The organism is Mesorhizobium sp. P2_A8, assembly GCF_056404935.1.
Window position 1 is genome coordinate 421,355 of the sequence record NZ_JBFUDB010000008.1, and the last position, 25,390, is coordinate 446,744.

Below are 25,390 nucleotides of genomic sequence, written 5' to 3' on the forward strand. Positions count from 1 at the left end.
AGGCGCGCGCAAGGGCATGGCGCCGCCAGCCGTTGCGCCAGAGGGCTGCCAGTGCCTTCGGATCAGCTGACGACGCGCAGGTTCGACAATTCGTTGCCGATTTCCTTGAAATCGTTCGACAGGGTGGCGCCGGTGGCATTCCAGAACAGTTTGGCAGGCTTGCTTGCGTCCGTCGGATCCTTGCGGAAGCGCGAGTTCGACGAGCAGGATTTCAGCGCCGCGATCGCCGCCTGATCGCTGGTGTTGGTCGTGGACAGGTCGAGCGCCACCGTCATCACCATGATGTTGGCTGCCTTGGCGTTGTTGCAAAGCGTCGCCATCTGCTCGTTGAGCGCACTCGTGTAGTTGCCGTTCGAATAGTCGAACTGGCCAATGGCGCTCGATGTGCCCAGAAACAGGCGGCCGACCGAAGTGCCGTTGTAACCGGGCTGGAGATAGCCGTAGGACGCATAGGTCGATTTCGAGTCGGCAGGGTCGGAATAGTTGAGCGACGAAGGCGTGTAGTAGGTATTGGCGCCGTCGGTCAGCACGATCAGGACCTTGTCGTTGCCTCTCTCCGTTTCCGGGCGTCCTTGCGTGAACGGCTCGCCGCTCGAAACCACCCGCCAACCCCAGGCCATGCCCTCGGGAACATTGGTGCCGCCGTTCGGCTGCATCAGGTCGATCGCGGCCTTGATCGAGGTGAGCCCCGCATCGATGCTGACATCGGTCAGTGCCGTGATCGGATTGGTGGTGCAACTGTAGTTCGGGCCAGTGCCGGACGGCAGCGCCGGTGCACTCATCGGCCGGGGCATATAGTACTTGCTCATGTTGCGCAGCCGGGATTGGCCGGTGCTGCTCGTCGGGTCGTCATTCCACCAGCTGTTCACGGCGCCATAGGTTGTCGGCGTAGCCTCATCGGGATCCTGGGTGAGCTTCCAATGATTGCCGGGTTCGTCCGGGGCGAACATCGGCACGAACATCGTCGCCGGATCGCCGACCCCTATGCCGGTGTTCGCTGAGCCGCCGGATGGCGGCGCGTCGTTGACATTGTAGGGGTAGGGCCGGGCCTCGACACAGCCCTGCCAACTGGCGAACGGGCCATAGGAATCGATGTAGTCGTACTCGTCATGGTTTCGTTTGCAGGTGTTGTTCGAGTAGTATTCGTCGCACACCACGCGCTTGCTGTTGGTGACACGCTCGTGATTGGTGACGACCTTCATGTCGCGGTAGAGCGAAAACCGGGTCAGCATCTGGCCTTCATCGGCACCCCATCCGGAGCCGCGCTTGTACCAGATGCCGCTGGTCTGCTGGGCGTATTTGTTGGCTGTGTTCAGCGTCGACCAGTCGAAGTTCTCGTTCGATACCGGCGACAGGCCCTCCGTGTCCATCCACGATGCGTTGCCGTTGCCGGGACCGACATTCACCGACGCGGCAAACGGCACGAGGCCGAACTGTACCGGCTTGTCGAGCTGCTTGATCATTGCAGCTTGCTGGGCGAGCGTGTCGACCAGCTGTTTAGCCGCACTTTTGAGGAGATCGATGCGCTTCTGTCCGGAGCCCGTTCCGGTCTTGGTCATCGATCCGGAATTGTCGAGCACCAGGGCAACTTCCAGAGTGTTCTTCAGCCGCACTTCCGAGCTGACGTCGAAGCTGATCCTCCGGTTCGCGTCGGTTTGGGATTTGCCGATGAGCTGGCCGAAGACAGGATAGAAATAGGGCTTGTAGTCAAGCCGCGCGCTCATCTTGAGCAAGCCGCCGCCGCTGGTGTTGCTCGGCAAGGTGACATTGAGCGTCGTGTTGGCGGGGTTGACGTTGTTGAGATTGGCGTTGAAGAAGTTGAGCGCATAGGCTTTCAACTGATCGTCGGTCGCACCTTCCGTCAGCCGTCGGGCCGTGGCGAAGTTGGCGGCGTCGAGCGCATTCGACACAGTCTGTTTTTGACGGTTCATCTCGGTGAAGTCGACCGCCATTGCCAGGCCGCCCATCAGCGGAACCATGGCAACGACCGTCATAAGAGCATAGTTGCCGCGTTTGTCGCGGCAGAAGCGACGCCAGAGTTCATACATGTCTTGGTGCGGCCCCCGCCGGCGGATTCCTGATCAAACGCCAACTTTCCATAAAACGCTGAAGGACGGGTTTGGGAAACCGCTCGATTGCCTGGCCCGCGCTTCACCAACCGCTAACCAATCCGGCGAAGCTGACGATATCTGGGTGTCCGGCGAAAGCTGGTGACAGGCCGGAGCGGTTCGGCTAATCCGAACCGGCTGCGGCGAACCGTCGGCCGCGGTGCTCGCAATGATCATGACTGAAGGAAACGGCATGGCGGATTCGCCTGAAATCATCGGCTCGCTCGAAGACGTGTCGAAGGCCTATTCGGCAATCCTGTGCGATGTCTGGGGTGTGGTGCACAATGGCGAGAGCCACTTTCCTGTCGCGGCCTCGGCGCTGGCGAGGGCTCGAGACGCAGACATCCCCGTCGTCCTGATCACCAATTCGCCGCGTAGAAGTGCCGATGTCGTGGCGCAGATGAACGCGATCGGCGTTCCGCCATCAGCCTACGACCGTGTCGTCACATCAGGCGATGTGACCCGCGACCTGATCGCCGAGGGCCCGCGCAAGATTTTCCATATCGGCGCCGACCGCGATTTCACGCTCTATGACGGTCTCGACGTCGAGATCGTCGAGGAATTCGAGGCGTCCGGCGTCGTCTGCACCGGTCTCTTCGATGACGAGGTCGAGAAGCCCGAGGACTACACGGAGCTTCTGCGGCGCTTGCGCGCCAGGAACCTGCCCTTCATCTGTGCAAATCCCGATATCGTGGTCGAGCGCGGCGAACGCATCATCTGGTGTGCCGGCGCGCTGGCACGCGACTATGCCCAGCTCGGCGGCCGCACATTGGTCGCCGGGAAACCTCACACGCCGATCTACAACGTCGCGATGAAGGAGATTGCGGAGATTCTTGGCCGGCCAACTGAGCGTTCGCAGGTGCTGGCCATCGGCGACGGCATCATGACCGACGTGAAGGGTGCGGTCGACAATGGTTTCGACGTTCTCTATGTGTCCGGCGGCATCCATGCACGCGAGTATGGCGATGCATTGCAACCGAATCCGGCAAGGCTGGCGACCTTCCTGGAAAAGCATGGGTATCGTCCGGTGGCTGTCATTCCCAGACTGCGGTAGGTGACGATGGCAGCCTTCCAGCACATTTTGGCAACCGCGCCGCTGCCCGCCGATTTGCGTGGCGGCGTGGTGGCGATCGGCAATTTCGACGGCGTCCATCGCGGTCATCAGGCGGTGCTCGAGCGGGCCCTGGCCGAGGCCGGGCGGCGCGGAGTGCCGGCCCTGGTGCTGACATTCGAACCGCATCCGCGGAAGGTCTTCAGGCCCGATATGCCGTTGTTCGTGCTGACGCCGCCGCCGATGAAGGCGCGGCTGCTGTCGTTGCTGGGCTTTGCCGCGCTCGTCGAGCAGCCGTTCACGCGCGACTTCGCCTCGCTATCAGCGGAAGCATTCGTTACCGATGTGCTGGAGCGAAACCTCGGCATTACCCATGCCGTGACCGGGTTCGATTTCCATTTCGGCAAGGACCGTCAAGGCGGTCCGGCCTACCTGATGGCGGCCGGCGAGCGCCACGGCTTCGGCGTCACCCTCGTCGACGCCTTTCGTGACGAGGGCGCCGAGGTGGTGTCGTCGAGCCGCATCCGCGGTCTGCTGAGCGAGGGCGAGGTGGCCGAGGCCGCCGGATTGCTCGGCTATCGCTTCACCGTCGAAAGCGAGGTTGTTGGCGGCCAGCAGCTCGGCCGCACGCTTGGCTTTCCAACCGCGAATATGAGGCTTTCCGGGGAAGTTGCCCTGAAAGAGGGTATCTATGCCGTCCGCTTTCGTCGCGCCGACGGCACGCTTCGCGACGGTGTCGCCAGCTTCGGCCGCCGCCCGACCGTCGACGACAATGGCGCACAGCTGCTGGAAACCTTTGTCTTTGATTTTTCGGGCGACCTCTATGGCGAGGTCTGCCAGGTTTCCTTCTTCGGTTTCCTGCGCCCCGAGGTGAAGTTCGAAGGGCTCGACGCGCTGGTCGCGCAGATGAAGCGCGACGAAGCCGAGGCGCGTGCGCTGCTTGCCGGCGTCAGGCCGCTGTCCGACCTCGACACGGCCATGGCGTTCTAGGGTCTGTCGATATTCAGGCGAGGCCGGCCTGCAAAAGGTGGTTCCTGCGCTTGCTTGGCTGACCTTCGGACAAGATCATGCTCAGGCAAGACTCTACTTTTTCAGTGCCAGGCCGACGGCGATGAAGGTCCACCCCTGGAAGATCAGGTCGATCGCCAGAAACAATCCGAGCACCCACAGGCTGTTGACCGGCCAGCCCATGGCGATGATCAGACCGGCAAGCGCGCTGATGACACCGGCCGCGACGATCCAGCCCCAGCCGCGTTCCGGCCGGTGGCTGTAGCCGACCCAGGCCCTGAGCGCGCCGGACGCCACGAGGGCGATCGCCAGCAGGAACGTCAATACCGCAGAGGCAAGCAGCGGATTGTCGAAGGCGAAAAATCCGGCGACGGCATAAAGCAGCCCGCTGAGCAGCCAGTAGAAGAAGCGGCTCCAGGTCTTGACGCCGAAGGCATGCACGATCTCGATGACGCCGGCCATCAACATCAGCCATCCCACGACATAGACCGAAGCCACGGTGGCAACGAACAGATTGCCGAAGGCAATGCCGCCGAAGATGAGCAGCAGAACGCCGAGCGCGACGAACCATCCCCATTTTGTCCGCGTCTGTTCAATCGCGGTTCTCAAGGCGTCGCCGTGCAGGGTCATTGTCGCGGTCTCCATAAAAGGGCTGCGGGTTACTGCCAGGTGGAGGTTAGTCCCGGCGCCTGCCAACGTCCAGCCGATGACCACGGCGGGATAACCGCAATCGGATGTCTCGCGCTTAAACCAAATTTTACCAAACCACCGTCAAAGCTTTCATCGGTAAGCGTGCGCGTTTGTGTTAGTGGAGTAGCCATGAGTCCGGTCGGGAAAATCTCTGTGGTGTTGGCCGCTGCGCTGCTGGGCGGCGCGGGTGTCGCCAATGCGGGCGAGGGCAGGTGGCTGTCCGGCGACTGGTATTTGACCGTTGGTGCCACCGGCATGGTGGCGCCGAATTTCGAGGGCGGCAAGAAGTACCTGCTCAGCGCCTCGCCGATCATCTCTCTGGGCAAGGCCGGACCGGCGGCCCGCTTCACCTCGCGCAACGACAACATCTCGCTGGCGCTGGTCGATGATGGCGGCGTTCGCGCCGGTCTGACCGGCAAGTTCCTGTTTTCCCGTGACGATGACAATGCCGATGAACTGAAGGGCCTCGATCCGGTTCGCTGGGGCGGGGAGGTCGGCGGCTTCTTCGAATTCTATCCGACCGATTGGCTACGCGCCCGTGCCGAACTGCGCCACGGCATTCGTGCCCACAACGGCTTTGTCGCCGACATCACCGCCGACGCGTTCTATGACATTACGCCAGCTGTCCGGATTTCGGGCGGGCCGCGCGTTTCATTCGCCTCGGCCGACTACTTTGACGCCTATTATGGCGTCGACGCCCAGGAGGCCGTCGCCTCGGGCCTCGACGAATATCATCCCGGTGGCGGCCTGAAATCGACCGGTCTTGGCGGAGCCATAACCTGGAAGGTGACCGAACCGATGACCGCCAGCCTGTTCGGCGAATATTCACGCCTGATGGGACCGGCGGCCGATTCCAGCCTGGTCAGGGAACGCGGCGACCGCAACCAGTTCATGATCGGCGTGTCGACCAGCTACCGTTTCGACTTCACGATGTAGCGGAATCGAACGAGAGACGCTTTATTCCTGCGCCTATCTCCGCTAAAAGCCCACCAATGACGAGCTTTTCGCGCCTTCACGCGCTGACGATACGAATTACCGGCCCGGTGTTCCGGGCGGCCTGAGCGCCGCCGGAGCCGCCGGGAATCTTGCGCGCGGCCTCTCGCGCTTTTTCCAAATCATGATAGTTCAACGCCCGAGCCCTTCGCCGCCGGGCAATGCACATGGCAGACCGATGACCGACCAGACAATCGACTATTCCAAGACGCTTTATTTGCCGCAGACGGATTTTCCGATGCGCGCCGGCTTGCCCGAGAAGGAGCCGCTGCTGGTCCAGCGCTGGCAGGACATGGACCTTTACCGCAAGCTTCGCGAGAGCGCGGCCGGCCGCACCAAATACGTGCTGCATGACGGCCCGCCCTACGCCAACGGCAATATCCATATCGGCCATGCGCTGAACAAGATCCTCAAGGACGTCATCACCCGCTCGTTCCAGATGCGCGGCTATGACTCGAACTACGTGCCGGGCTGGGACTGCCACGGCCTGCCGATCGAATGGAAGATCGAGGAGCAGTATCGCGCCAAGGGCAAGAACAAGGACGAGGTTCCGGTCAACGAGTTCCGCAAGGAATGCCGCGAGTTCGCCGCGCACTGGATCACGGTGCAGGGCGGCGAGTTCCAGCGGCTCGGCGTCATCGGCGACTTCAAGAATCCCTACACGACGATGGCTTTCCATGCCGAGGCGCGCATCGCCGGCGAACTGCTGAAGTTCGCCATGTCGGGCCAGCTCTATCGCGGCTCCAAGCCGGTGATGTGGAGCGTCGTCGAGCGCACGGCACTTGCCGAAGCCGAGGTCGAGTACCAGGACTATGAGTCCGACACGATCTGGGTGAAGTTTCCCATCGTCAGCCTGGTGCGGCCTGTCGATGATGGCGAGCCCAAACTGACAGAGGGGGCGCTGGACCTGTTGCAGGCGCACGTCGTCATCTGGACGACCACGCCGTGGACGATCCCGGGCAACCGCGCGGTCAACTACTCACCACGCATCGGCTATGGCCTCTACGAGGTGACGGCGGCCGAGAATGCGTTCGGCCCGCAGCCGGGCGAAAAGCTCATCTTCGCCGATGCGCTGGCCGACGAATCCTCTGCCAAGGCCAAGGTAACCTTGAATCGCATTCGCAGTGTTTCTGCGGAAGAGCTTGGAAGTCTTACGCTTTCGCACCCGTTCAAGGGCTTTGGCGGAGGCTATGAGTTCCCCGTGCCGATGCTCGCCGGTGACCATGTCACCGACGATGCCGGCACCGGCTTCGTCCACACTGCGCCTGGCCACGGCCGCGAGGACTTTGACGCCTGGATGGATGCGGCGGCGGACTTGCGCGCCCGCGGCATCGACAGCGCCATCCCGTTCACCGTCGACGATGGCGGCTTCTTCACCAAGGACGCGCCGGGTTTAGGTCCGGATCGCGAGGGCGGAGCCGCACGCGTCATCGACGACAACGGCAAAAAGGGCAACGCCAACCAGGCTGTGATCGACGAACTGATCAAGCGCAACGCGCTGTTCGCGCGAGGCCGCCTGAAGCACAGCTACCCGCATTCCTGGCGGTCCAAAAAACCGATCATCTTCCGCAATACGCCGCAGTGGTTTGTTTACATGGACAAGGACCTCGGCGACGGCTCGACGTTGCGCAGCCGCGCGCTGAAGGCGATCGACGACACCCGTTTCGTGCCCGCCGCCGGCCAGAACCGCATCCGCGCCATGATCGAGGAGCGCCCTGACTGGGTGCTGTCGCGCCAGCGCGCCTGGGGCGTACCGATCGCCGTCTTTGCCGATGCCGACGGCAATGTGCTCAAGGACGAGGCGGTCAACCAGCGCATCATGGACGCCTTCGAACAGGAGGGCGCCGATGCCTGGTTCGCCGCCGGCGCCAAGGAACGCTTCCTCGGCAATCACGATGCATCCAAGTGGAAGCAGGTGATGGACATCCTCGACGTATGGTTCGATTCGGGCTCGACGCACGCCTTCACGCTGGAGGATCGTCCGGATCTCAAATGGCCGGCCGATGTCTATCTCGAAGGCTCCGACCAGCATCGCGGCTGGTTCCACTCCTCGCTGCTCGAAAGCTGCGGCACCAGGGGCAGGGCGCCTTACGACACCGTCGTCACCCATGGCTTCACCATGGACGAAGACGGCCGCAAGATGTCGAAGTCGCTCGGCAACACCGTCGTGCCGCAGGACGTCATCAAGCAGTCAGGCGCCGACATCCTGCGTTTGTGGGTGGTGACGACGGACTATTGGGAAGACCAGCGGCTCGGCAAGAACGTGCTGCAGACCAATATCGACGCCTACCGCAAGCTGCGCAACACCATCCGCTGGATGCTGGGCACGCTTGCCCATGACGATGGCGAAGAGGTGCCTCTGGACAAGATGCCGGAGCTGGAGCGGCTGATGCTGCACCGGCTGGCCGAGCTGGATGACGTCGTGCGCTCGGGCTACGACGCCTTCGAGTTCAAGCGCATCACCCGCATGCTGCTCGACTTCATGGTGGTGGAACTGTCGGCCTTCTACTTCGACATCCGCAAGGATGCGCTCTACTGCGACGCGCCGTCGAGCGTGAAGCGCAAGGCCTCGGTGCAGGTGGTGCGGCATCTCTTCGACTGCCTGGTGAAATGGCTGGCGCCGATGCTGCCTTTCACCATGGAAGAAGCTTGGCTCGACCGTCATCCGGACGCCGTCTCGGTGCATCTCGACCAGTTTCCGCATATCCCGGCGGACTGGAAGAACGAGGCGCTGGCGGAAAAGTGGCGCAAGGTGCGCCAGGTGCGGCGCGTCGTCACCGGCGCGCTGGAGATCGCACGCGCCCAGAAGGTGATCGGTTCGTCGCTGGAAGCGGTGCCGGTCGTGACCATAAACGATGCAGCGCTCGAAGCGGCGATATCCGATGTCGACATGGCCGAGATGGCGATCACCAGCGATCTGGTCATCGCCCATGGCGACGCGCCGGCCGGCGCCTTCACGCTCGACGACGTCAGGGGTGTCGCCGTGGTGGTCGAGAAGGCGGAGGACCGCGGCCTGGTGAAATGCGCACGCTCCTGGCGTTACACCGCCGATGTCGGACAGGACGCTGCGTTTCCCGACGTTTCGGCGCGCGATGCGGCGGTGCTGCGCGAGTTGAAGGCGCTTGGCCGGCTTTGAGCCGGCCGGAAAGGCACTATCGGTGCACAAATGCCACGCCGGGCGGGCGAAAACCGCCCGCGCGTTGCCCTTAACGAGTGGTTGAGGTAAACACGCGAAACTCCGGAAGACAAATTGTCGCCGGATTTCCGTCGCAAGAGCTTGGACGATGGGGACCGGACATAAGGCCGGTGGCAATCGAGAGGCTGTCTACAGTGGGACTTTTTGGCATGACCGAGAGATATAACGCGCGCCTTGCGCTGCTGGCGCCGCTTGTCGCATCGGGCTTGGCCTTGTCCGGCTGCATGGGCTCACCGACCTATGGCACCGACAAGACCGCCGGCGAACAGCTGGCTGGCGATATTTCCGGCGCCTTTTCGTTCGCGCCCAAGCGCAAGGAACAGATCGACTACAAGCCGCGTCCGACGCTGGTGAAGCCGGCGCCAGGCCAGAAGGAAGCGCTGCCGGCGCCGCAGGACAGCATCGAGACGGCGAGCGCCGAATGGCCCGAATCGCCAGAGCAGCGCCGCGCCCGCCTGCGTGCCGACGCGACGGCCCACCAGAATGATCCGGGCTACCAGTCGGAGATCGTCGACGATGTGCAGACCGATCCGGCTTCGGTGAAGAAGGCGATGGAAGACTCCGCTTCGAGCCACCCGCCACGCTGGTCTCCGGCGGATTCGGACAAGGGCCGCGCCGCGGAGATTCAGCGCCGTCTTGCCGACAGCAAGCAGGGCGACCCGAACACCCGCAAATATCTGAGCGAACCGCCGGTGCAGTATCGCGTCGCCGCCGACACCGCGCCGCAGAACGAGCTTGGCGAGGACGAGTACAAGAAGGAACGCCGCCTGAAGAAAGAGGCGGAAGGCAAGAAGGGCAGCGGCTGGTTCGACTGGCTGCCGTCCCTGTAAAGACGGGTTACGCTCGTTGCTCTTTGCGTTGCGCCTGGTTCAGTCGCGCCGCTCCCGGAAAAATCCTTTGAGCAGCAGGGCCGCTTCGGTCTCGCCGATGCCCGGATAGATGTCGGGCGCATGGTGGCAGGTTGGCGAGGCGAAGAAGCGCGCGCCGTTGACCACCGCGCCGCCCTTGTCGTCGGCAGCGCCGAAATAGAGCCGACGCAGCCTGGCGAAGGAAATGGCGCCAGCGCACATGGTGCACGGCTCCAGCGTCACATAGAGATCGTGGCCGGTAAGCCGTTCGATGGACAGCTTGCGGCAGGCTTCGCGGATGACCAGCATCTCGGCATGCGCCGTCGGGTCGGCAAGCTCGCGGGTGCGGTTGCCGGCGCTGGCAACGACCGTGCCGCCACTGGCGATCACCGCGCCGACCGGCACTTCGCCGCGCAAGGCGGCGGCTTCAGCCTCCTTCAGCGCCAGCGCCATGAAATCCGGTCGCTTCACGCGATCTCCATTCCGATTATCTCCTCGCCACTCCAGGCTTTTGGTTTTCGTTTGTCTTGCCGGAAAACCGGTGTCCACTTTTCCCTGACAAACTCCGGTGATCCTGTTATTGAGCGCATGACCCCGAAAATCGGACTCGGTTTTCGGAAATGATCATGCGCCAAATCAAAAGTGCTACAGCGTTCGTTGCGCGCCCAAAAGGATGCGCCACGCTGTAGCAGCGCAAACGGACAAAGGCCACATGGACGACAACGACAAGAAATTCCGACCCAAAAAGGGTCCGGTCAGGAGCGGCTCGAAAGCCGCGGGACCGCGCAGCCGCGACGCCGTCAGCAAAGGCGGCAAGCCGTCCTTTGGCGCCAAGAAGCCCTATGCGCCGCGCGGGGACCGGCCGATGGCCGCCGAAGGCGAGCGCCCGAAGCGCGACTTCAAGGGCGGCGACAAGCCATTCAGCAAGGGGCCGCGTCCCGAAGGCAAGCCTTTTGAGAAGCGCGAGGGCCCACGCAAGCCCTACGCACCGCGTGGCGACCGCCCGATAGCGGCCGAGGGTGAGCGCCAGCCGTATGAAAAGCGCGAAGGACCGCGCAAACCCTATGCGCCGCGTGGCGACCGCCCAATCGCGGCTGAAGGCGAGCGCAAGCCTTATGAAAAGCGCGAAGGCCCGCGCAAGCCTTATGCGCCGCGCGGCGACCGCCCAATCGCGGCCGAAGGCGAGCGCAAGCCTTATGAAAAGCGCGAGGGCCCGCGCAAGCCCTATGCACCGCGCGGCGACCGCCCGATGGCGGCCGAGGGTGAGCGCAAGCCCTATGAAAAGCGCGAGGGACCGCGCAAACCTTATGCGCCACGTGGCGATCGTCCGGCTGCCGCGGCAGCGGAGGGCGGCGAAAAGCGTTTCGACCGTCCCAAGCGAGATTTTAGCGACCGCACTCCGCGCGACGCCGGCGATCGTCCGAAGCGCGACTTCGCTGACCGCCCCAAGCGTGACTTCGGTGGCGACCGTCCCAAGCGCGACTTCAGTGATCGGCCGCAAGGGGCATCGGGTGCCGGCTTCAAGCCGCGTCCGCGTTCCGCGGAAGCGACGGAAGAGGCAGGCGAGCGCATCGCCAAGCGGCTGGCGCGTGCCGGCCTTGCTTCGCGCCGCGATGCGGAGGAGCTGATCGCCGCCGGCCGCGTCAAGGTCAATGGCCGCGCGCTGACCTCGCCGGCTTTCAACGTCATGCCCGACGACATCATCCATCTCGACGGCATGGAAATCCCGCCGATCGAGCGCACACGCCTGTTCCTGTTCCACAAGCCGGCCGGCGTCGTCACCACCAACCGCGATCCCGAGGGCCGCAAGACCGTCTTCGACGTGCTGCCGGCTGAATTGCCGCGGCTGATGACCATCGGTCGCCTCGACATCAACACCGAAGGCCTGCTGCTGCTCACCAATGATGGCGGCCTGTCGCGCGTTCTCGAACTGCCGGCCACCGGCTGGCTGCGCCGCTACCGCGTGCGCGTCCACGGCAAGGTCGAGGAAAGCGCGCTTGCAGGCCTGCGTGAAGGCATTGCCGTCGACGGCGTTTTCTACGGCGCCATCGAAGCGACGCTCGACCGCGAGCAGGGCACCAATGCCTGGCTGACCATCGGCCTGCGCGAAGGCAAGAACCGCGAAGTCAGGAACATCCTCGGTTCGCTCGGTCTCGATGTGACGCGACTGATCCGCATCTCCTACGGGCCATTCCAGCTCGACGATCTCGCCGAGGGCCATGTGCTGGAGATCAAGGGCAGGGTGCTGCGCGACCAGCTTGGCGAGCGTCTGGTCGAGGAATCCGGCGCCAATTTCGACGCCGAGGTCACCAAGCCGTTTTCCAACAAGCCGGTGCGGCGCACCGAAGTCCGCGAACCGGAGCCGGAACGGCCGAAATTCACCCGGGACGGCGAGCGCCGGCCGATTGGCGAGGGCGGGCTGATCAAGAACCGCAAGCGCCGCGAAGGCAGCCGCGACGAGGCGCTGGGCAAATTGTCGACAAGTCCGGACAGGGGCGCCGGGCCGGAAAAGAGCTATGGCGAGCGTGGCCCGCGGCCCGAACGCAGCTTTGGCGATAAGCCCCGTGGCGGCTTTGGTGACAAGCCGCGCGGTGGTTTTGGCGGCAAGCCGGGCGGCGGCAAGAAATCCGAGCGCGAGCAGCGGCCGATCGAGCCGCCCGGCCAGCGCAAGGCCAATGTCTGGATGGCGCCGGGCGCACGGCCGATCGGCAAGGGCAGGGCAGAGGCCGACGCCGCCAAGGCGGCTGACGCCAAGGCGCGCAAGGCATCGTTCAAGCCGTCCTATGGCAAACCGGCCGGCGCAAAGCCGTTCGGCAAGCCGCGTGGCGAGCGTCCCGGCGGCGCCGGTGGCGGTGAGCGGCCGCGCAGCGGCCCCAAGGGCCCCAGGACGAGATGAGGCCCGGATTATTATGAGGCCCGCATCATAATGAGGATCGTCGGCGGTGAGTTTCGCGGGCGTCCCCTGGCGACGCCTCGCAGCAGCGCCATTCGTCCGACGACCGATCGCACCCGCGAGGCCGTCTTCAACGTGCTGGCGCATCGCTTCGCTGAGCAACTGGACGGCGCCCGCGTGCTCGACCTGTTCGCCGGCACCGGTGCGCTCGGCCTCGAAGCGCTGTCGCGCGGTGCCTCCTACGGTGTCTTCATCGAGGAATCGGCGGAAGGCCGTGGCCTGATCCGCGACAATGTCGAGGCGTTCGGCCTGACCGGCCGCACCAAGATCTTTCGCCGCGACGCCACCGGCCTTGGCGAGGCCGGCACGCTGGCGCCGTTCGGCCTCGTCTTCGCCGACCCGCCTTACGGCAAGGGCCTCGGCGAGCGCGCCCTGCAATCGGCCAGGGCCGGCGGCTGGCTTCGCCCCGGCGCGCTGTGCGTGGTCGAGGAGGCGGCAGTGGCGCCCTTCGAGCCGGGCCCCGGCTTTTCCGTGCTGGACGAGCGCAACTATGGCGAGACCGTCATCCGCTTCATCGAGGCCGCCTGATACGCCCTGCATCCATGGCCGGCCTCTTTGCCGCCGCCTTTGCCGGCAACATGACGAACAATTCACTTTGCTTGTCGCCAGCACCTTGCCTATCGTCCTGCCAGGAAATCGGAGCCATTGATGACATCCAGGGTTGAATGGCTGCGCGCAACGCTGCTGGCGACGTCAGTTACTTTCGTTATGACCGGCCCGGTGCTGGCCGACAGTGCCGTGTCGTCCAACACGATGCCGGACGCGTTCAAGGTGACGGATTTCCTGCTCGAGAACGGCATGGAGGTCGTCGTCATTCCCGACCACCGTGCACCGATCGTCACCCACATGGTCTGGTACAAGATCGGCAGCGCCGACGAGCCACCCGGAAAATCCGGCATCGCCCATTTCTTCGAGCATCTGATGTTCAAGGCGACGACCCACCATGCCGCCGGCGAGTTCGACCGCGCCATCTCCGACATCGGCGGCTCCAACAACGCCTTCACCTCCTACGACTACACTGCCTTCCACGAGACGGTGGCGCCGTCGGCGCTCGAGTTGATGATGAGCTTCGAGGCCGACCGCATGCGCAACCTCATCCTCACCGACGATGTCATCAAGACCGAGCGCGACGTCATCCTCGAGGAGCGTCGCTCGCGCATCGACAACAGTCCGGAGGCGGTGCTGGACGAGGAAGTCGATGCGACGCTATGGCAGAACCAGCCCTATCGCATTCCGGTCATCGGCTGGATGCAGGAGATGCAACAGCTGAACCGCACCGACGCCACGGCCTTCTATGACAAATACTACCGGCCCAACAACGCCGTGCTGATCGTGGCCGGCGATATCCAGCCGGATGCGGTGCGGGCGCTGGCCGAGAAGACCTTTGGCAAGGTGGCTCGTGGCCCCGATCTGCCGCCGCGCATCCGCCCGGTTGAACCGGAGCAGAACACCAAGCGCACGGTCACGCTCTCCGATGCCCGCGTCAGCGTGCCGAGCTTTTCCACGCAGTGGGTGGTGCCGTCCTATCATTCCGGCAAGCCGGGCGAGGCGGAGGCGCTCGACCTGCTGGCGGAGATCCTCGGCGGCGGCAACCGCAGCCGGCTTTACCAGGCACTCGTCGTCCAGCAAGGCATCGCGTCCAACGCCGGCGCCTATTTCCAGGGCACCATGCTCGACGACACCAATTTCACCGTCTACGGCGCGCCGCGCGGCGACGCCAAGCTCGCCGACGTCGAAGCGGCGGTCGATGCCGAGGTGGCGCGCATCGTCAGGGATGGCGTCACACCAGCGGAGCTGGAGAAGGCAAAGGACCGCTATGTGCGCTCAATGATCTTTGCCCGCGACAAGCAGGATTCCATGGCCAACATCTACGGCTCGACGCTGGCCACCGGCGGCAACGTCCAGGACGTCCAGCAATGGCCGGACCGCATCCGCAAGGTCACCGCCGACGAGGTCAAGGCCGTCGCCGCGCGCTATCTGGTACTCGATAGGTCGACGACCGGCTATCTGCTGCCGCAGCAACAGGCGGGGAATTGATGATGAAGTCGATCCCCATGCGCGAGACAGCCCCGTCATCCCGTCACTTCGCGGCCACCTTCTCCCCGCTGGGGCGAAGAGGCTGGCGCCACCGTTGGCAAACTCCTCTCCTCAACGGCGAGAGGTCCGCCGAGCGAAGCGGAGGCTGGGTGAGGGGGAGCGCCGACTTCCGCAATTGGTCGCTGCCGACAATTGCTGCATGGCGCGCCCTCGCAACGCTCTTTCTCTCCATTCTCTTCCTGATCCTGCCGGCACTGACGGCGCGCGCCATGGACATCCAGTCCGTCACCTCGCCAAAAGGCATCACCGCCTGGCTGGTCGAGGACTATTCCGTGCCGGTCGTCGCCATCCGTTTCGTCTTCCGCGGCGGCTCGACGCAGGATCCGGCCGGCAAGGAGGGCCTGGCCAATCTGATGACCGGCCTGTTCGACGAAGGTGCCGGCCCGCTCGACAGCGAGGCCTTCCAGATCAGGCTCGACGATGCCGGCGCCGAGATGAGCTTCGACGAGAGCCGTGACGGCATCTACGGTTCGATGCGCATGCTGGCCGAGCAGCGCGACGAGGCGTTCGACCTGTTGCGGCTGGCTGTCAACGAGCCGCGTTTCGACCAGCTGCCGATCGACCGCATCCGCGCCCAGATCCTGTCCGGCATCATCGCCGGCGAGAACGATCCCGATACGGTCGCGCAGAACAAATGGGCGCGCGCACTCTATGGAGATCATCCCTATTCACGCTCCGACCAGGGCACCAGGCAGAGCATCGCCACCATCACCCCGGATGATCTGAAAGCCTTGCACAAGGCGGTGTTCGCGCGTGGCGGCCTGCATGTCGCCGTGGTCGGCGCCATCGATCCCGAGACCCTGAAGAAGAAGCTCGACGAGGTGTTCGGCGACCTGCCGCAAAACCAGGCGCTGAAGCCGGTGGCCGATATCGACCCGAAGCTGGCGCAGCATGTCGAGGTCGATTACGATCTGCCGCAGACCTCGCTGCAGCTGGCCTATCCCGGCGTGAAGCGCAAGGCGCCGGATTTCTTTGCCGCCGTGCTGATGAACGAGATCCTTGGCGGCGGCACCTTCACCTCGCGCCTGTTCCAGGAGGTGCGCGAGAAGCGCGGGCTGGCCTACAGCGTCAACTCCTCGCTGGTCAACCAGGACCACTCCAATGCGCTGATCGTCAGCACTGGGACCCGCTCCGACCGCGCGGCCGAGACGCTGGGGATCGTTCGCGACGTGGTCAAGCAACTGGCCGAGGAGGGCCCGACCGAAGCGGAGCTGGCGGCGACCAAGAAATATCTGGTCGGTGCCTATGCCATCAACAATCTGGACTCTTCGAGTTCCATTGCCGCGACATTGGTCGAGCTGCAGCTCGACGATCTCGGCATCGACTACATGCAGCGCCGCGCCGCCTACATCAACGCGGTGACGCTCGATCAGGTCAAGGCGGCGGCGAAAAAGCTGCTGTCGACTGAGCCGACGATCATGGTCATCGGCCCGAAACTGGACGGGGCCGGCAAGGGATGAGCCCGACCTTCGGCATCGCCTTCGGCGGCGGCGGTGCGCGCGGGCTGGCGCATATCCATGTAATCGAGGCGCTGGACGAGCTGGGCATCAGGCCGGTGACTATTGCCGGTTCGTCGATCGGCGCCATCATGGGTGCCGGCATGGCCGCTGGCATGACCGGCAAGGACATCCACCACTACGCCCGCTCGATCCTCGGCCGCCGCGCCGAAGTGGCGAGCCGCATGTGGCGGGCGCGGCCGGGCACGATCGCCGAAGCCATGCAGGGCGGCATCCGCGTCAGCCAGTTCAATGTCGAGCGCATCCTGAAGGCTTTTCTACCCGAGGCCATTCCCGAAACCTTCGCCGAGCTCAAGATCCCGCTCAAGGTGACGGCGACGGACTATTTCGGTCACAAGCTGGCCGTCTTCGACGACGGCGACCTACACTCGGCGCTGGCCGCTTCAGCAGCCATTCCCGCCGTGTTCCGCCCGGTTACGCGCGACGGAAGGCTGCTGATCGACGGCGGCATCTACAACCCGGTGCCGTTCGACCTGATCGAAAACGATGCCGACATCATCATCGGCGTCGACGTGGTCGGCGCGCCGGAAGAGGCCGACCGCAAGCAGCCGACCTCCGTCGACCTGATGTTCGGCGCCACGCAGCTGATGATGCAGTCGATCATCGCCAACAAGCTGAGACAAAGCCGCCCCGACATCCTGGTCCGCCCGGCAGTCTCGAAATACCGCGTCCTCGATTTCCTGAAGATCGACGCCCTGATGAACGATACGGCCGACATCAAGGACGAGCTGAAGCGGCAGGTGGAGAGGGTGGTGGAGGCTAGAAATGGCGCTGCCGTCAAGGGGCGGCGAGGGAAGAAGGCCGGGTGACGGACGGGCGCGACGTTGCTGTTGTCATACAAGCATGGAAGCCGACTACGACTTCGCCGCCGCCGGCGCATACTCCAGCGACACAACGCCGTTGCTGAACGGCTTGGCCGAAATCAACTCGAGCGCCACTGGCTCGCCGACGGGGAATAGCGGCTTGCCCTGGCCGACGGCGCCGGGGTAGCTGAGCAGCCTAACGCGGTCGACCAGGCCGTGGCGCAGCAACTCCTGCGCGACGCTGAGGCTGCCATGCACATAGATGTTGCCGCCGCTGCCTTGCTTCAGCGTCCTCACCGCTTCCGGCAGGGGTCCCTTCAGCAATTCAGCCGGCTTCCAGTCGAGCGCCTTCAGGCTGTTCGAGGCGACATATTTTGGCAGTGCGTTGAACCGATCGGCAAAATCCCCGGTTTCCTTGGGCCATGAGCCAGCAAAGATCTCGTAGGTTGCGCGCCCCAAAAGCATGGTGCCGCTGTCGGCAAGCTCGTCCTCCTTGAACCTGTTCATCTCGTCGTTCCAGGTCACACTGGGCAGCTTCTCGACCTCGGCAATGCCATCGACGCTGATGAATTCGGTGACGATAAGTTTTCGCATGGCGTTCTCCTTCTTCCGTCAAAGGACGAACCGCATGGGCCTTCTGCGACACGCTTCGTGAAAAATGTCGCGGCGCTTTGTCTGAGGGCAGCTTTCAGCGCGAGCTTACGAAAGACCGATTCCATGGGAAAAGTTCGATCGGCCTGGACTAAACCCCCAAGATCGGATTTTGGTGGTACATCGCAAGCAGTTATTCCCAAGAGCGCATTGCAGGAAGATCATGGGGTTTGGGGTCTTCATCCACCGCTCGGATTCGATCTATGATGACAGCCCCGCTGAGCAATATCAGTTTCCGAGCCAATATCTGCGCCGTGTGGAAGCATGTGTTGGCGATTGGATCATCTACTACGAACCCAGCAAGGTAGATGACACCCGTGGCTATTTCGCCATAGCCAAAGTCCAGCAGGTTATTTCAGACCCTGTGGCGCCTGGCATGTACCTCGCATTGATCGAGCCAGGATCCTATCTCGATTTCGCCAATCATGTCCCGTTTAGCGGGATGGACGGTCTCGTTGAGGGCGGCCTACTCAACGACCAAGGGCGGATTTCCGGTCGCGCCCAATCGGCGGTCCGTCCACTCAGCCGAAGCGACTTCAACCGCATTGTCGATTTGGGTCTAGGCACGAGCGACTCGTTGCTTCCGCGCGTCGATAAGATTGGTACATCTGTCGGCGGCTTCCAGGATGAGCAGCCTCCATTTCAGTTCGAGCAGAACCGCGATCGTGTGAGTTACATCGGGTCGCGAATCGTGCGCGACCGCATTTTCCGTCGTATCGTCTTACGCGCCTATGATGAGCGCTGCGCGATCACGGGTCTCAAGCTGATAAATGGCGGTGGCCGGGCAGAGGTTTCTGCCGCGCACATTCGACCGGTCGAGGCGAACGGACCTGATGTCATAAACAATGGGATCGCACTGTCCGGCACTGCGCATTGGATGTTCGATCGCGGATTAATCAGCTTGTCCGATGATCTGGAAATCCTGATCTCACGACAGGTCAACGACCCCGACAGCGTGCATGGGTTCATAAACAAGTCTCGCCGCGCGCTTCCGCCTCGTCGACAACTCGAACGCCCACACCCTCATTTCCTGCAATGGCACCGAGAGAACTGCTTTAAGCAATAATGTAGCCCAAAGGGCTAATGAGCGATGGCGTCTCAGTCCTTCGCCCGCTCCACATAAGCCCCATCGGCGGTCATCACCACCACGCGGGTGCCGGGGGCGATGTGCGGCGGCACCAATGTGCGCACGCCGTTGGACAGCACGGCCGGCTTGTAGGACGACGAGGCCGTCTGTCCCTTGGTCGTCGGCTCGGTTTCGACCACTTCGAAGGTCGCGCGCTGCGGCAGCACGAGGGAAATGGCAATGCCATTGAACTGCGACACCTGCACGGCCATGCCTTCCAGGAGGTAAGGCGCCATGTCGCCGACCACGGCTTCCGACACCGCCACCTGGTCGTAGCTTTCCGGGTTCATGAAATGAAAACCTTCGCCGTCGCGATAGAGGAAGGTGTGCTCGCGCTCTTCCACATAGGCGCGCTCCACCTGCTCGGTGGTGCGGTAGCGCTCCGAAACCTTCACCCCGTCGCCGATGCGGCGCATGTCGAGCTGCGTCACCGGCGTGCCCTTGCCGGGGTGGATGTTTTCGGCAAAGAGGATCACATAAAGCTTGCCGTCCTTGTCGACGACATTGCCTTTGCGGAGCGAACTGGCGATGACTTTCACCACGGCTTACAATCCTGAAATGGTTGATTGGTACAAATCGGCTTCAGCAGCCGTCCGCTGCGAACTAGCGCATCTTGGCCGCAACCGCCAGCCCCATTCCATATGATCTGAGCCCCATGACCGATACGTCGCCCGATGCCTCGCCCTGGTGGACGCCGCATGTCCACGCCGACCGCCGCCCGCGGCTGATGCTGCGCAACGCCATCGCGGCCGGCCTGCGCGACTGGTTCGCCCAGCGCGATTTCGTCGAGGTGGAAACCGCGGCTCTGCAGGTCTCGCCCGGCAACGAGGCGCATCTGGCGGCTTTCGTCACGGAAGTGGTCGGGGCGGACGGCGAGCGCTCGACGCTCTATCTCCATACCTCGCCGGAGTTCGCCTGCAAGAAGCTGCTTGCCGCCGGCGAGCAGCGCATTTTCAGCCTCGGGCCGGTCTACCGCAACCGCGAGCGCGGCCCCTTGCACCATCCTGAATTCACCATGCTCGAATGGTACCGGGTGGGCGAGGCCTATGAGAGCCTGATGCAGGATTGCGCGGCGCTTCTGGAACTGGCCGCGACAAGGACAGGAACGAAGCGCTTTTCCTTCCGGGGGCGCGACTGCGATCCGTTCGCCGAGCCGGAACGGCTGACGGTGGCGGATGTCTTCACCCACTATTCCGGCATCGATCTGCTGGCCACGGTCGCCGCCGACGGCGCCACCGACCGCGACGCGCTCTACGCCGCCTTGACCCGGGCCGGCCTGCGCACCGCGCCCGACGACAGCTGGGCCGATTTGTTCAGCCGGGTGATGGTGGAAAAGATCGAGCCTTTCCTCGGGCAGGGGCGCGCGACCATCCTTTGCGAATATCCGCTGGCCGAGGCGGCATTGGCGCGGCCGAGCCCCAAGGATCCACGCGTCGCCGAGCGCTTCGAGCTCTATTGCTGTGGCGTCGAACTCGCCAACGGCTTTGGCGAGCTGACCGATGCCGATGAGCAGCGCCGGCGTTTCATCCTCGAGATGGACGAGAAAGAGCGCATCTATGGCGAGCGCTATCCGCTGGACGAGGATTTTCTCGCCGCCCTTGCCATCATGCCGCAGGCCAGCGGCATCGCGCTCGGCTTCGACCGCCTGGTGATGCTGGCGACCGGGGCCCAGAAGATCGAGGATATCATCTGGACGCCTGTCGCCTGAGAGACTGTTTGGAAATTCTACCATCTAGCGGCGTTTTCTGCGCTTCCGTTGCTCACGGACCAAATGTCCGCTGCGCTACGGTTCTCGAAACCACCACCATATGACTCGCCAGAGCGAATTTCGAAACTGTCTCTGAGGAGTGGTCGTGTACCAGGCCTAAGAGCTTGCAACCGGTCGCCGCTGGCTGCGCCGCGACAGAAGGTTGGCGACGACCAGCAGCACGATGGAAAGCCCCATCATCAGCGTTGCCGCGGCGGTGATCGCCGGGGATAGTTTTTCGCGCAAGCCAATGAACATTTCGAGCGGCATGGTGCGCTGGTTGGCGCTGGCCAGGAACTGCACGACGACCACCTCGTCGAACGAGGTGACGAAGGCAAACGCGGCACCTGAAAGCACACCGGGCAGGATCAGCGGCAGCATCACCCTGAAGAACGAGGTCACCGGTTTCGCCCCGGAGATGGCGGCGGCGCGCATCAGATTGCGGTCGAAGCCGGTCAGGCTCGCGCCCACAGTGACGACCACGAAGGGGCTGGCAAGTGCGGTATGCGCCAGGATGATGCCGGCATAGGTGCTGGCAAGGCCGACGCGGGCGTAGAAAAGATACGAGCCGACGGCGGTGATCACCACCGGCACGATCAGCGGTGACAGCAGCAGCGGCATGACGATGCGGCGTCCGGGAAATTTTTCGTCGGACAGCGCGATTGCGGTGAGCGTGCCCATTACGGTTGCGATCAGCGTCGTGCCGAAAGCCACGATCAGGCTGTTGCCGATTGCCGCCTGCCAGCGCTGGGTACCGAGGACGACCTCGTACCAGCGCGTCGAAATCCCCTCCAGCGGAAAGATGAAGAAGGTGCCGCTGTTGAACGACAACGGTACAGGGATCAGGATCGGCACCACCAGGAACAGGATGACCAGGCCGCACCAGAACCACAGCAGCCCGATGCGGATGCGTTCTCCAAGCGTTGGGTAGGGAGACAGGAGCATGGCTACACCAGCTTGAAGCGGTCGAGGCCGAGGATGCGGGCGAAGATGCCGAACAGCGCCAGCGTGAAGACGAGCAGGATGAAGCTGAGCGCCGCCGCCATCTCCCAGTTCAGCTCGACATTGACGTAGTTGGCGATGAAATTGCTGATCAACTGGTCGCTGGCGCCGCCGATCAGCGCCGGCGTTATGTAGTAGCCGAGGCACAGGATGAAGGTCAGCAGGCAGCCAGCCATGATGCCGGGAAAGACCTGAGGCAGGTAGACGCGCATGAAGGCGGTGAAAGGCTTTGCGCCGAGCGAATAGGCGGCCTTCATCTGCGAAGGCTGGATCGTGCGCATGACGCTGTAGATCGGCAGCAGCGTGAACGGCAGCTGGATGTGGGTCATGGCGATGATCAGGCCGATGCGGCTGTACATCAGGTCGAGCCGGGCGTCGGCGACGCCGAGCCACAACAGCAGGTCGTTGACCAGGCCAAATTTCTGCAAAAGCACAGTCCAGGCGGCTGTGCGCACCAGGATCGACGTCCAGAATGGCAGCAGCACCGCGACGATGAGGATGGCGGCAAGGCCTCTTGGCACGCTGGCGATGAGATAGGCCAGCGGAAAGCCCAGGATCAGCGTCGCCAGCGTCACCGCGGCGGCGACGAAGAACGTCCGCATGAACACCTGCAGGAAGATCGCCTGTTCGGGCGGTACGCGTTCGATGCCACCATCATTGTTCCAGCGCAGATCAAGCGCGCTCATGAGATAGAACGAGGTGACGCTGTGCGTGCCGTTGGCAATGGCTGGCCAGGTGCCGGGCTGCGACCAGAACGGCACGGATTTCACCACCTCGAGCGGCGGCTTGTCGCCTGCGCTTTCCAATTGGCGCACTGTCTTCAGCACTTGGCTGCGCGCGCCCGGCAAACGTGCGTTCAGGCTCTTGGCGAGTTCGTATGCAGTGCCCTTGGCCTGGCTGCTCCTGAGGTCCGCCGCGAGCGCCACGAAGGCGGCATCGTCAGGCAGGCCTTGGCCGTTCCAACCGCCGAGTGCCTGGGTGGTCTGCGGCAGGGCATTGGCAATCGTCGGGTCGTAGACGGCGCGCGACAGCAAAAGCACGATCGGGATGCCGAAGCTCAGCGCCAGCAGCACCAGCAGCGGTGCGGCCAGCGCCAGCGCGCGAAGCCGGTCGCCGAATTCGGCGCGCCGCAGTGCTGCCGCCACCGACTTGGCCGGACCGGTGGTTGACCGGTCGCGGATTGCCCGCGACTGGTCGAGATGCGTTGGCTCCAGAGCCGACATTTTGCTTACTGCGCCAGCCAGGCGTTGAAGCGCTTGACCAGATCCTCGCCATAGTCGCCCCAGAACTCGGTGTCGGCGACGAGGTAGGCGCCAGCCAGATGGTCAGGCGCGTTGGGCAATTTCGGCAACGCATCGGCCGCGACGAAGGACGCGGCATCGGTCCGCACCGGCCCATAGGTGATATAGCTGGCGAGCTTGGCATTGTTTTCAGGCTGGCTGATATAGGCCAGATATTTGTAGGCGAGGTCCGGGTTCTTGGCGCCCTTGGGAATGGCGATCATGTCGTATTCGAGGATCTGGTTGTTCCAGACGATCTTGAACGGCTTCTTGTCGGTGTCGATGGCGTTCTGGATGCGGCCGTTCCAGGCCGTCGTCATCACCACTTCCTGCGAGGCGAGAAGCTGTGCCGGCTGCGCGCCTGCATCCCACCAGACGATGTCCTTCTTGATCGTGTCGAGCTTCTTGAAGGCGCGGTCGACGCCTTCCGGCGTTCCCAGCACCTTGTAGACATCGGCCGGCGCGACGCCATCGGCCATCAGCGCCCATTCGAGATTCTGCGCCGGGAATTTGCGCATGGCGCGCTTGCCCGGAAACTTCTTCGTGTCGAACAGATCGAGCACCGAGGTCGGAGCTTCCTTCAGCACGGTCGGATCGTAAGCCAGGATATCGCCATAGGCGTCGAGGCCGACACCGCAGTCGAGTGCCGACCCTTCGATGAACTTTTCGCGCGGTGCAATCTTGGAATAGTCGAGACGCTCGAGAATGCCTGCGTCGCAGCCCTGCAGCACGGTCGCGGTCTCCACCGTCACCAGGTCGATCGGCACGTTGCCGGTGTCGACCATGGCTTTGACTTTGCCGAGATCGCCGAGATATTCCTGCTCGACGATCTTGGTTCCGGTTTCCTTGCTGAACGGCTCGAACCATGCCTTGCGTTGCGCGTCCTGCCAGGCGCCACCGCTGGCCATGATCGACAGTTCGTCGGCGACAGCCGCATGTCCTATCGCCATCCAGGCGGTGGCCGCAGCGAGCGCGAGCAGCCGGGTCTTTGTGATTTTCATCTGATCTTACTCCCCTGTTGTTTTTGACTTCGATCCGCCCGTTCCGGCATCGGCCGGAAAGGCGCGGCAATCACCGAGCGTGCAGGAAACCATCACCGGCTCTCCATTCGCCATGGTCGTTTCCGGGCCGACCTTGACGGTCAGCACCTGTCCATTTTCGAGCCTGGCCAGCAGCCGTTGGTGGTCGCCGAGATAGATGCGGCCATCGACCGTCGCCGCCAGTCTGTTTTCTGCGTGTCCGCCGTCCGCGAGGCTGAGCCGCTCGGGGCGGATGGCAACATGGCAGTCAGCACCGTCCGCGACGCCGATGGCTTGCGCGGTGATCGCGCCGCCGCCATCCAGCGCGATGCGGCATTCCTTGCCGATCACCCGCTCGACCTTGCCCGCCAGCGTGTTGTTCTCGCCGATGAAACTCGCAACGAACGAGCTCTGCGGTGTGTTGTAGAGATCGTCGGGTGAGCCGAGCTGGGCGATGCCGCCATTGTTGAACACGGCGACACGGTCCGACATCGTCAGCGCCTCGCTCTGGTCGTGCGTGACATAGACGATGGTGACGCCGAGCATCGTGTGCAGCTGCTTGATCTCGAGCTGCATGTGCTCGCGCAGCTTCTTGTCGAGCGCGCCGAGCGGCTCGTCCATCAGCACCAGGCTGGGCTCGAACACCAGCGCACGGGCCAGCGCCACGCGCTGCTGCTGGCCGCCGGAAAGCTGTGCCGGCCGCCGGTCGCCGAACGGCCTGAGCCGCACCATGTCCAGCGCGCGGCTGACGCGGGCGGCGATGTCGGCCTTGCCGATCTTGCGCACGGAGAGTGGGAAGGCGACGTTGTCTTCCACGCTCATGTGCGGAAACAGCGCGTAGTTCTGGAACACCATGCCGATGTTGCGCTCATAGGGCGGCAGCCGGTCGACCGAGCGGCCTTCGAGCGTGATGACGCCGTTGGTCGGCCGCTCGAAACCGGCAAGCATGTTGAGCGTCGTCGTCTTGCCTGAGCCGGAGGGACCGAGAAGGGTGAGGAACTCACCGCGTGCGACACTGAGGTTCAGCCGCGTCACCGCGAAGGCACGACCGTCATAGGATTTCTCGACATCGACGAACTCGACGAATCCCTGGCGGCCGGCATCCGCGCCGGGCCCCGCGCTTTCGATCGACAAGGCTGCCGCTTTGGCCATCACCGGCCGGCTTCTCTTGTGCGGCTACAGGGGCCACGAGTCGAAACGCGCTGTTGTTTGCCGTGCATGTCTGGGTCTCGCATAACGCTGGCCGCTCAAGGGGCGGCTATCCAAACTTGTATGCTCATACAATCTATGTCTAACAGACC

The 25,390-nt window shown here is 63.6% G+C and carries 21 protein-coding genes; 12 read left to right on the forward strand and 9 right to left on the reverse strand.

The window, feature by feature from the left end:
* Nucleotides 1-62: 62 nt before the first annotated feature.
* A complete protein-coding gene (locus AC1D10_RS24905) occupies nt 63-2,048 on the reverse strand; it encodes a TadE/TadG family type IV pilus assembly protein (protein WP_477276547.1) in 1,986 nt (661 codons plus the stop codon).
* Nucleotides 2,049-2,301: 253 nt separating this feature from the next.
* On the opposite strand from AC1D10_RS24905, the gene AC1D10_RS24910 reads away from it, so the two are divergent.
* Both AC1D10_RS24910 and AC1D10_RS24915 read left to right on the forward strand, forming a co-directional pair.
* Nucleotides 2,302-3,162, forward strand: a complete 861-nt coding sequence (locus AC1D10_RS24910; protein ID WP_477276549.1) for a TIGR01459 family HAD-type hydrolase — start codon at nt 2,302-2,304, stop codon at nt 3,160-3,162.
* A gap of 6 nt (nt 3,163-3,168) precedes the next feature.
* Entirely contained in the window at nt 3,169-4,149 is a 981-nt protein-coding gene (locus AC1D10_RS24915; RefSeq protein WP_477276551.1) for a bifunctional riboflavin kinase/FAD synthetase, read from the forward strand.
* A gap of 93 nt (nt 4,150-4,242) precedes the next feature.
* Here the strand turns inward: AC1D10_RS24915 and AC1D10_RS24920 are convergent, their stop codons facing one another.
* On the reverse strand, nt 4,243-4,797 hold the full coding sequence (locus tag AC1D10_RS24920; protein WP_477276553.1) for an HdeD family acid-resistance protein: 555 nt from the start codon (nt 4,795-4,797) through the stop codon (nt 4,243-4,245).
* Between the two features lie 189 nt (nt 4,798-4,986).
* Between AC1D10_RS24920 and AC1D10_RS24925 the strand changes: the two genes are divergently transcribed.
* The 3 genes from AC1D10_RS24925 (at nt 4,987) to AC1D10_RS24935 (ending at nt 9,876) form a co-directional block, all read left to right on the forward strand.
* Nucleotides 4,987-5,793 carry a MipA/OmpV family protein gene (locus AC1D10_RS24925; protein WP_477276555.1) on the forward strand — a complete coding sequence of 269 codons (807 nt, stop codon included), beginning with the start codon at nt 4,987-4,989 and terminating at the stop codon, nt 5,791-5,793.
* Between the two features lie 235 nt (nt 5,794-6,028).
* The gene (gene ileS, locus AC1D10_RS24930) at nt 6,029-8,986 is read left to right on the forward strand and encodes an isoleucine--tRNA ligase (RefSeq protein ID WP_477276557.1); all 2,958 of its coding nucleotides are present in this window, start codon (nt 6,029-6,031) and stop codon (nt 8,984-8,986) included.
* Between the two features lie 209 nt (nt 8,987-9,195).
* Complete coding sequence (locus AC1D10_RS24935; protein WP_477276559.1) at nt 9,196-9,876, forward strand: hypothetical protein; 681 nt, start codon at nt 9,196-9,198, stop codon at nt 9,874-9,876.
* A 39-nt stretch (nt 9,877-9,915) separates the two neighbouring features.
* On the opposite strand, the gene AC1D10_RS24940 is transcribed toward AC1D10_RS24935, so the two are convergent.
* Entirely contained in the window at nt 9,916-10,365 is a 450-nt protein-coding gene (locus AC1D10_RS24940) for a nucleoside deaminase (RefSeq protein ID WP_477276561.1), read from the reverse strand.
* A 241-nt stretch (nt 10,366-10,606) separates the two neighbouring features.
* Here AC1D10_RS24940 and AC1D10_RS24945 point away from each other — a divergent pair, with 241 nt between their 5' ends.
* The 5 genes from AC1D10_RS24945 to AC1D10_RS24965 all read left to right on the forward strand — a co-directional run bounded on the left by AC1D10_RS24945 (nt 10,607) and on the right by AC1D10_RS24965 (nt 17,270).
* On the forward strand, nt 10,607-12,790 hold the full coding sequence (locus tag AC1D10_RS24945) for a pseudouridine synthase (RefSeq protein ID WP_477276563.1): 2,184 nt from the start codon (nt 10,607-10,609) through the stop codon (nt 12,788-12,790).
* A gap of 30 nt (nt 12,791-12,820) precedes the next feature.
* A complete protein-coding gene (rsmD, locus tag AC1D10_RS24950; protein ID WP_027034651.1) occupies nt 12,821-13,375 on the forward strand; it encodes a 16S rRNA (guanine(966)-N(2))-methyltransferase RsmD in 555 nt (184 codons plus the stop codon).
* Nucleotides 13,376-13,495: 120 nt separating this feature from the next.
* A complete protein-coding gene (locus tag AC1D10_RS24955; protein WP_477276566.1) occupies nt 13,496-14,884 on the forward strand; it encodes a M16 family metallopeptidase in 1,389 nt (462 codons plus the stop codon).
* Nucleotides 14,885-15,033: 149 nt separating this feature from the next.
* Entirely contained in the window at nt 15,034-16,404 is a 1,371-nt protein-coding gene (locus AC1D10_RS24960) for a M16 family metallopeptidase (protein WP_477276568.1), read from the forward strand.
* Nucleotides 16,401-17,270, forward strand: a complete 870-nt coding sequence (locus AC1D10_RS24965; protein ID WP_477276570.1) for a patatin-like phospholipase family protein — start codon at nt 16,401-16,403, stop codon at nt 17,268-17,270. Before AC1D10_RS24960 ends, AC1D10_RS24965 begins: the two co-directional genes overlap by 4 nt.
* A 45-nt stretch (nt 17,271-17,315) precedes the next feature.
* Here the strand turns inward: AC1D10_RS24965 and AC1D10_RS24970 are convergent, their stop codons facing one another.
* Nucleotides 17,316-17,858, reverse strand: coding sequence for a dihydrofolate reductase family protein (locus AC1D10_RS24970; RefSeq protein WP_477276572.1), 543 nt, complete (start codon nt 17,856-17,858; stop codon nt 17,316-17,318).
* A gap of 220 nt (nt 17,859-18,078) precedes the next feature.
* On the opposite strand from AC1D10_RS24970, the gene AC1D10_RS24975 reads away from it, so the two are divergent.
* Nucleotides 18,079-18,981 (forward strand): HNH endonuclease, encoded by a 903-nt coding sequence (locus AC1D10_RS24975; protein WP_477276574.1) that lies wholly within the window; start codon nt 18,079-18,081, stop codon nt 18,979-18,981.
* A 32-nt stretch (nt 18,982-19,013) separates the two neighbouring features.
* Here the strand turns inward: AC1D10_RS24975 and efp are convergent, their stop codons facing one another.
* Entirely contained in the window at nt 19,014-19,583 is a 570-nt protein-coding gene (gene efp, locus AC1D10_RS24980) for an elongation factor P (RefSeq protein WP_027038615.1), read from the reverse strand.
* Nucleotides 19,584-19,696: 113 nt separating this feature from the next.
* Here efp and epmA point away from each other — a divergent pair, with 113 nt between their 5' ends.
* Nucleotides 19,697-20,749, forward strand: coding sequence for an EF-P lysine aminoacylase EpmA (epmA, locus tag AC1D10_RS24985; protein WP_477276577.1), 1,053 nt, complete (start codon nt 19,697-19,699; stop codon nt 20,747-20,749).
* A 156-nt stretch (nt 20,750-20,905) separates the two neighbouring features.
* Here the strand turns inward: epmA and AC1D10_RS24990 are convergent, their stop codons facing one another.
* The 4 genes from AC1D10_RS24990 to AC1D10_RS25005 are packed head-to-tail and all read right to left on the reverse strand — an operon-like array spanning nt 20,906 to nt 25,241.
* Nucleotides 20,906-21,733, reverse strand: coding sequence for an ABC transporter permease (locus tag AC1D10_RS24990; RefSeq protein ID WP_477276579.1), 828 nt, complete (start codon nt 21,731-21,733; stop codon nt 20,906-20,908).
* A gap of 2 nt (nt 21,734-21,735) precedes the next feature.
* Complete coding sequence (locus AC1D10_RS24995) at nt 21,736-23,013, reverse strand: ABC transporter permease (RefSeq protein WP_477276581.1); 1,278 nt, start codon at nt 23,011-23,013, stop codon at nt 21,736-21,738.
* Nucleotides 23,014-23,018: 5 nt separating this feature from the next.
* Nucleotides 23,019-24,071, reverse strand: a complete 1,053-nt coding sequence (locus AC1D10_RS25000; RefSeq protein WP_477276583.1) for an ABC transporter substrate-binding protein — start codon at nt 24,069-24,071, stop codon at nt 23,019-23,021.
* A 6-nt stretch (nt 24,072-24,077) separates the two neighbouring features.
* Nucleotides 24,078-25,241 carry an ABC transporter ATP-binding protein gene (locus AC1D10_RS25005; RefSeq protein WP_477276585.1) on the reverse strand — a complete coding sequence of 388 codons (1,164 nt, stop codon included), beginning with the start codon at nt 25,239-25,241 and terminating at the stop codon, nt 24,078-24,080.
* Nucleotides 25,242-25,390 lie beyond the last annotated feature (149 nt).

Excerpts from the sequence above, each read along its gene's own strand:
- AC1D10_RS24905 (WP_477276547.1), bottom strand. The coding sequence starts at position 2,048 with ATGTATGAACTCTGGCGTCGCTTCTGCCGCGACAAACGCGGCAACTAT.
- AC1D10_RS24910 (WP_477276549.1), top strand. The coding sequence starts at position 2,302 with ATGGCGGATTCGCCTGAAATCATCGGCTCGCTCGAAGACGTGTCGAAG.
- AC1D10_RS24915 (WP_477276551.1), top strand. The coding sequence starts at position 3,169 with ATGGCAGCCTTCCAGCACATTTTGGCAACCGCGCCGCTGCCCGCCGAT.
- AC1D10_RS24920 (WP_477276553.1), bottom strand. The coding sequence starts at position 4,797 with ATGACCCTGCACGGCGACGCCTTGAGAACCGCGATTGAACAGACGCGG.
- AC1D10_RS24925 (WP_477276555.1), top strand. The coding sequence starts at position 4,987 with ATGAGTCCGGTCGGGAAAATCTCTGTGGTGTTGGCCGCTGCGCTGCTG.
- ileS (WP_477276557.1), top strand. The coding sequence starts at position 6,029 with ATGACCGACCAGACAATCGACTATTCCAAGACGCTTTATTTGCCGCAG.
- AC1D10_RS24935 (WP_477276559.1), top strand. The coding sequence starts at position 9,196 with ATGACCGAGAGATATAACGCGCGCCTTGCGCTGCTGGCGCCGCTTGTC.
- AC1D10_RS24945 (WP_477276563.1), top strand. The coding sequence starts at position 10,607 with ATGGACGACAACGACAAGAAATTCCGACCCAAAAAGGGTCCGGTCAGG.
- rsmD (WP_027034651.1), top strand. The coding sequence starts at position 12,821 with ATGAGGATCGTCGGCGGTGAGTTTCGCGGGCGTCCCCTGGCGACGCCT.
- AC1D10_RS24955 (WP_477276566.1), top strand. The coding sequence starts at position 13,496 with ATGACATCCAGGGTTGAATGGCTGCGCGCAACGCTGCTGGCGACGTCA.
- AC1D10_RS24965 (WP_477276570.1), top strand. The coding sequence starts at position 16,401 with ATGAGCCCGACCTTCGGCATCGCCTTCGGCGGCGGCGGTGCGCGCGGG.
- AC1D10_RS24970 (WP_477276572.1), bottom strand. The coding sequence starts at position 17,858 with ATGCGAAAACTTATCGTCACCGAATTCATCAGCGTCGATGGCATTGCC.
- AC1D10_RS24975 (WP_477276574.1), top strand. The coding sequence starts at position 18,079 with ATGGGGTTTGGGGTCTTCATCCACCGCTCGGATTCGATCTATGATGAC.
- epmA (WP_477276577.1), top strand. The coding sequence starts at position 19,697 with ATGACCGATACGTCGCCCGATGCCTCGCCCTGGTGGACGCCGCATGTC.
- AC1D10_RS24990 (WP_477276579.1), bottom strand. The coding sequence starts at position 21,733 with ATGCTCCTGTCTCCCTACCCAACGCTTGGAGAACGCATCCGCATCGGG.
- AC1D10_RS24995 (WP_477276581.1), bottom strand. The coding sequence starts at position 23,013 with ATGTCGGCTCTGGAGCCAACGCATCTCGACCAGTCGCGGGCAATCCGC.
- AC1D10_RS25000 (WP_477276583.1), bottom strand. The coding sequence starts at position 24,071 with ATGAAAATCACAAAGACCCGGCTGCTCGCGCTCGCTGCGGCCACCGCC.
- AC1D10_RS25005 (WP_477276585.1), bottom strand. The coding sequence starts at position 25,241 with ATGGCCAAAGCGGCAGCCTTGTCGATCGAAAGCGCGGGGCCCGGCGCG.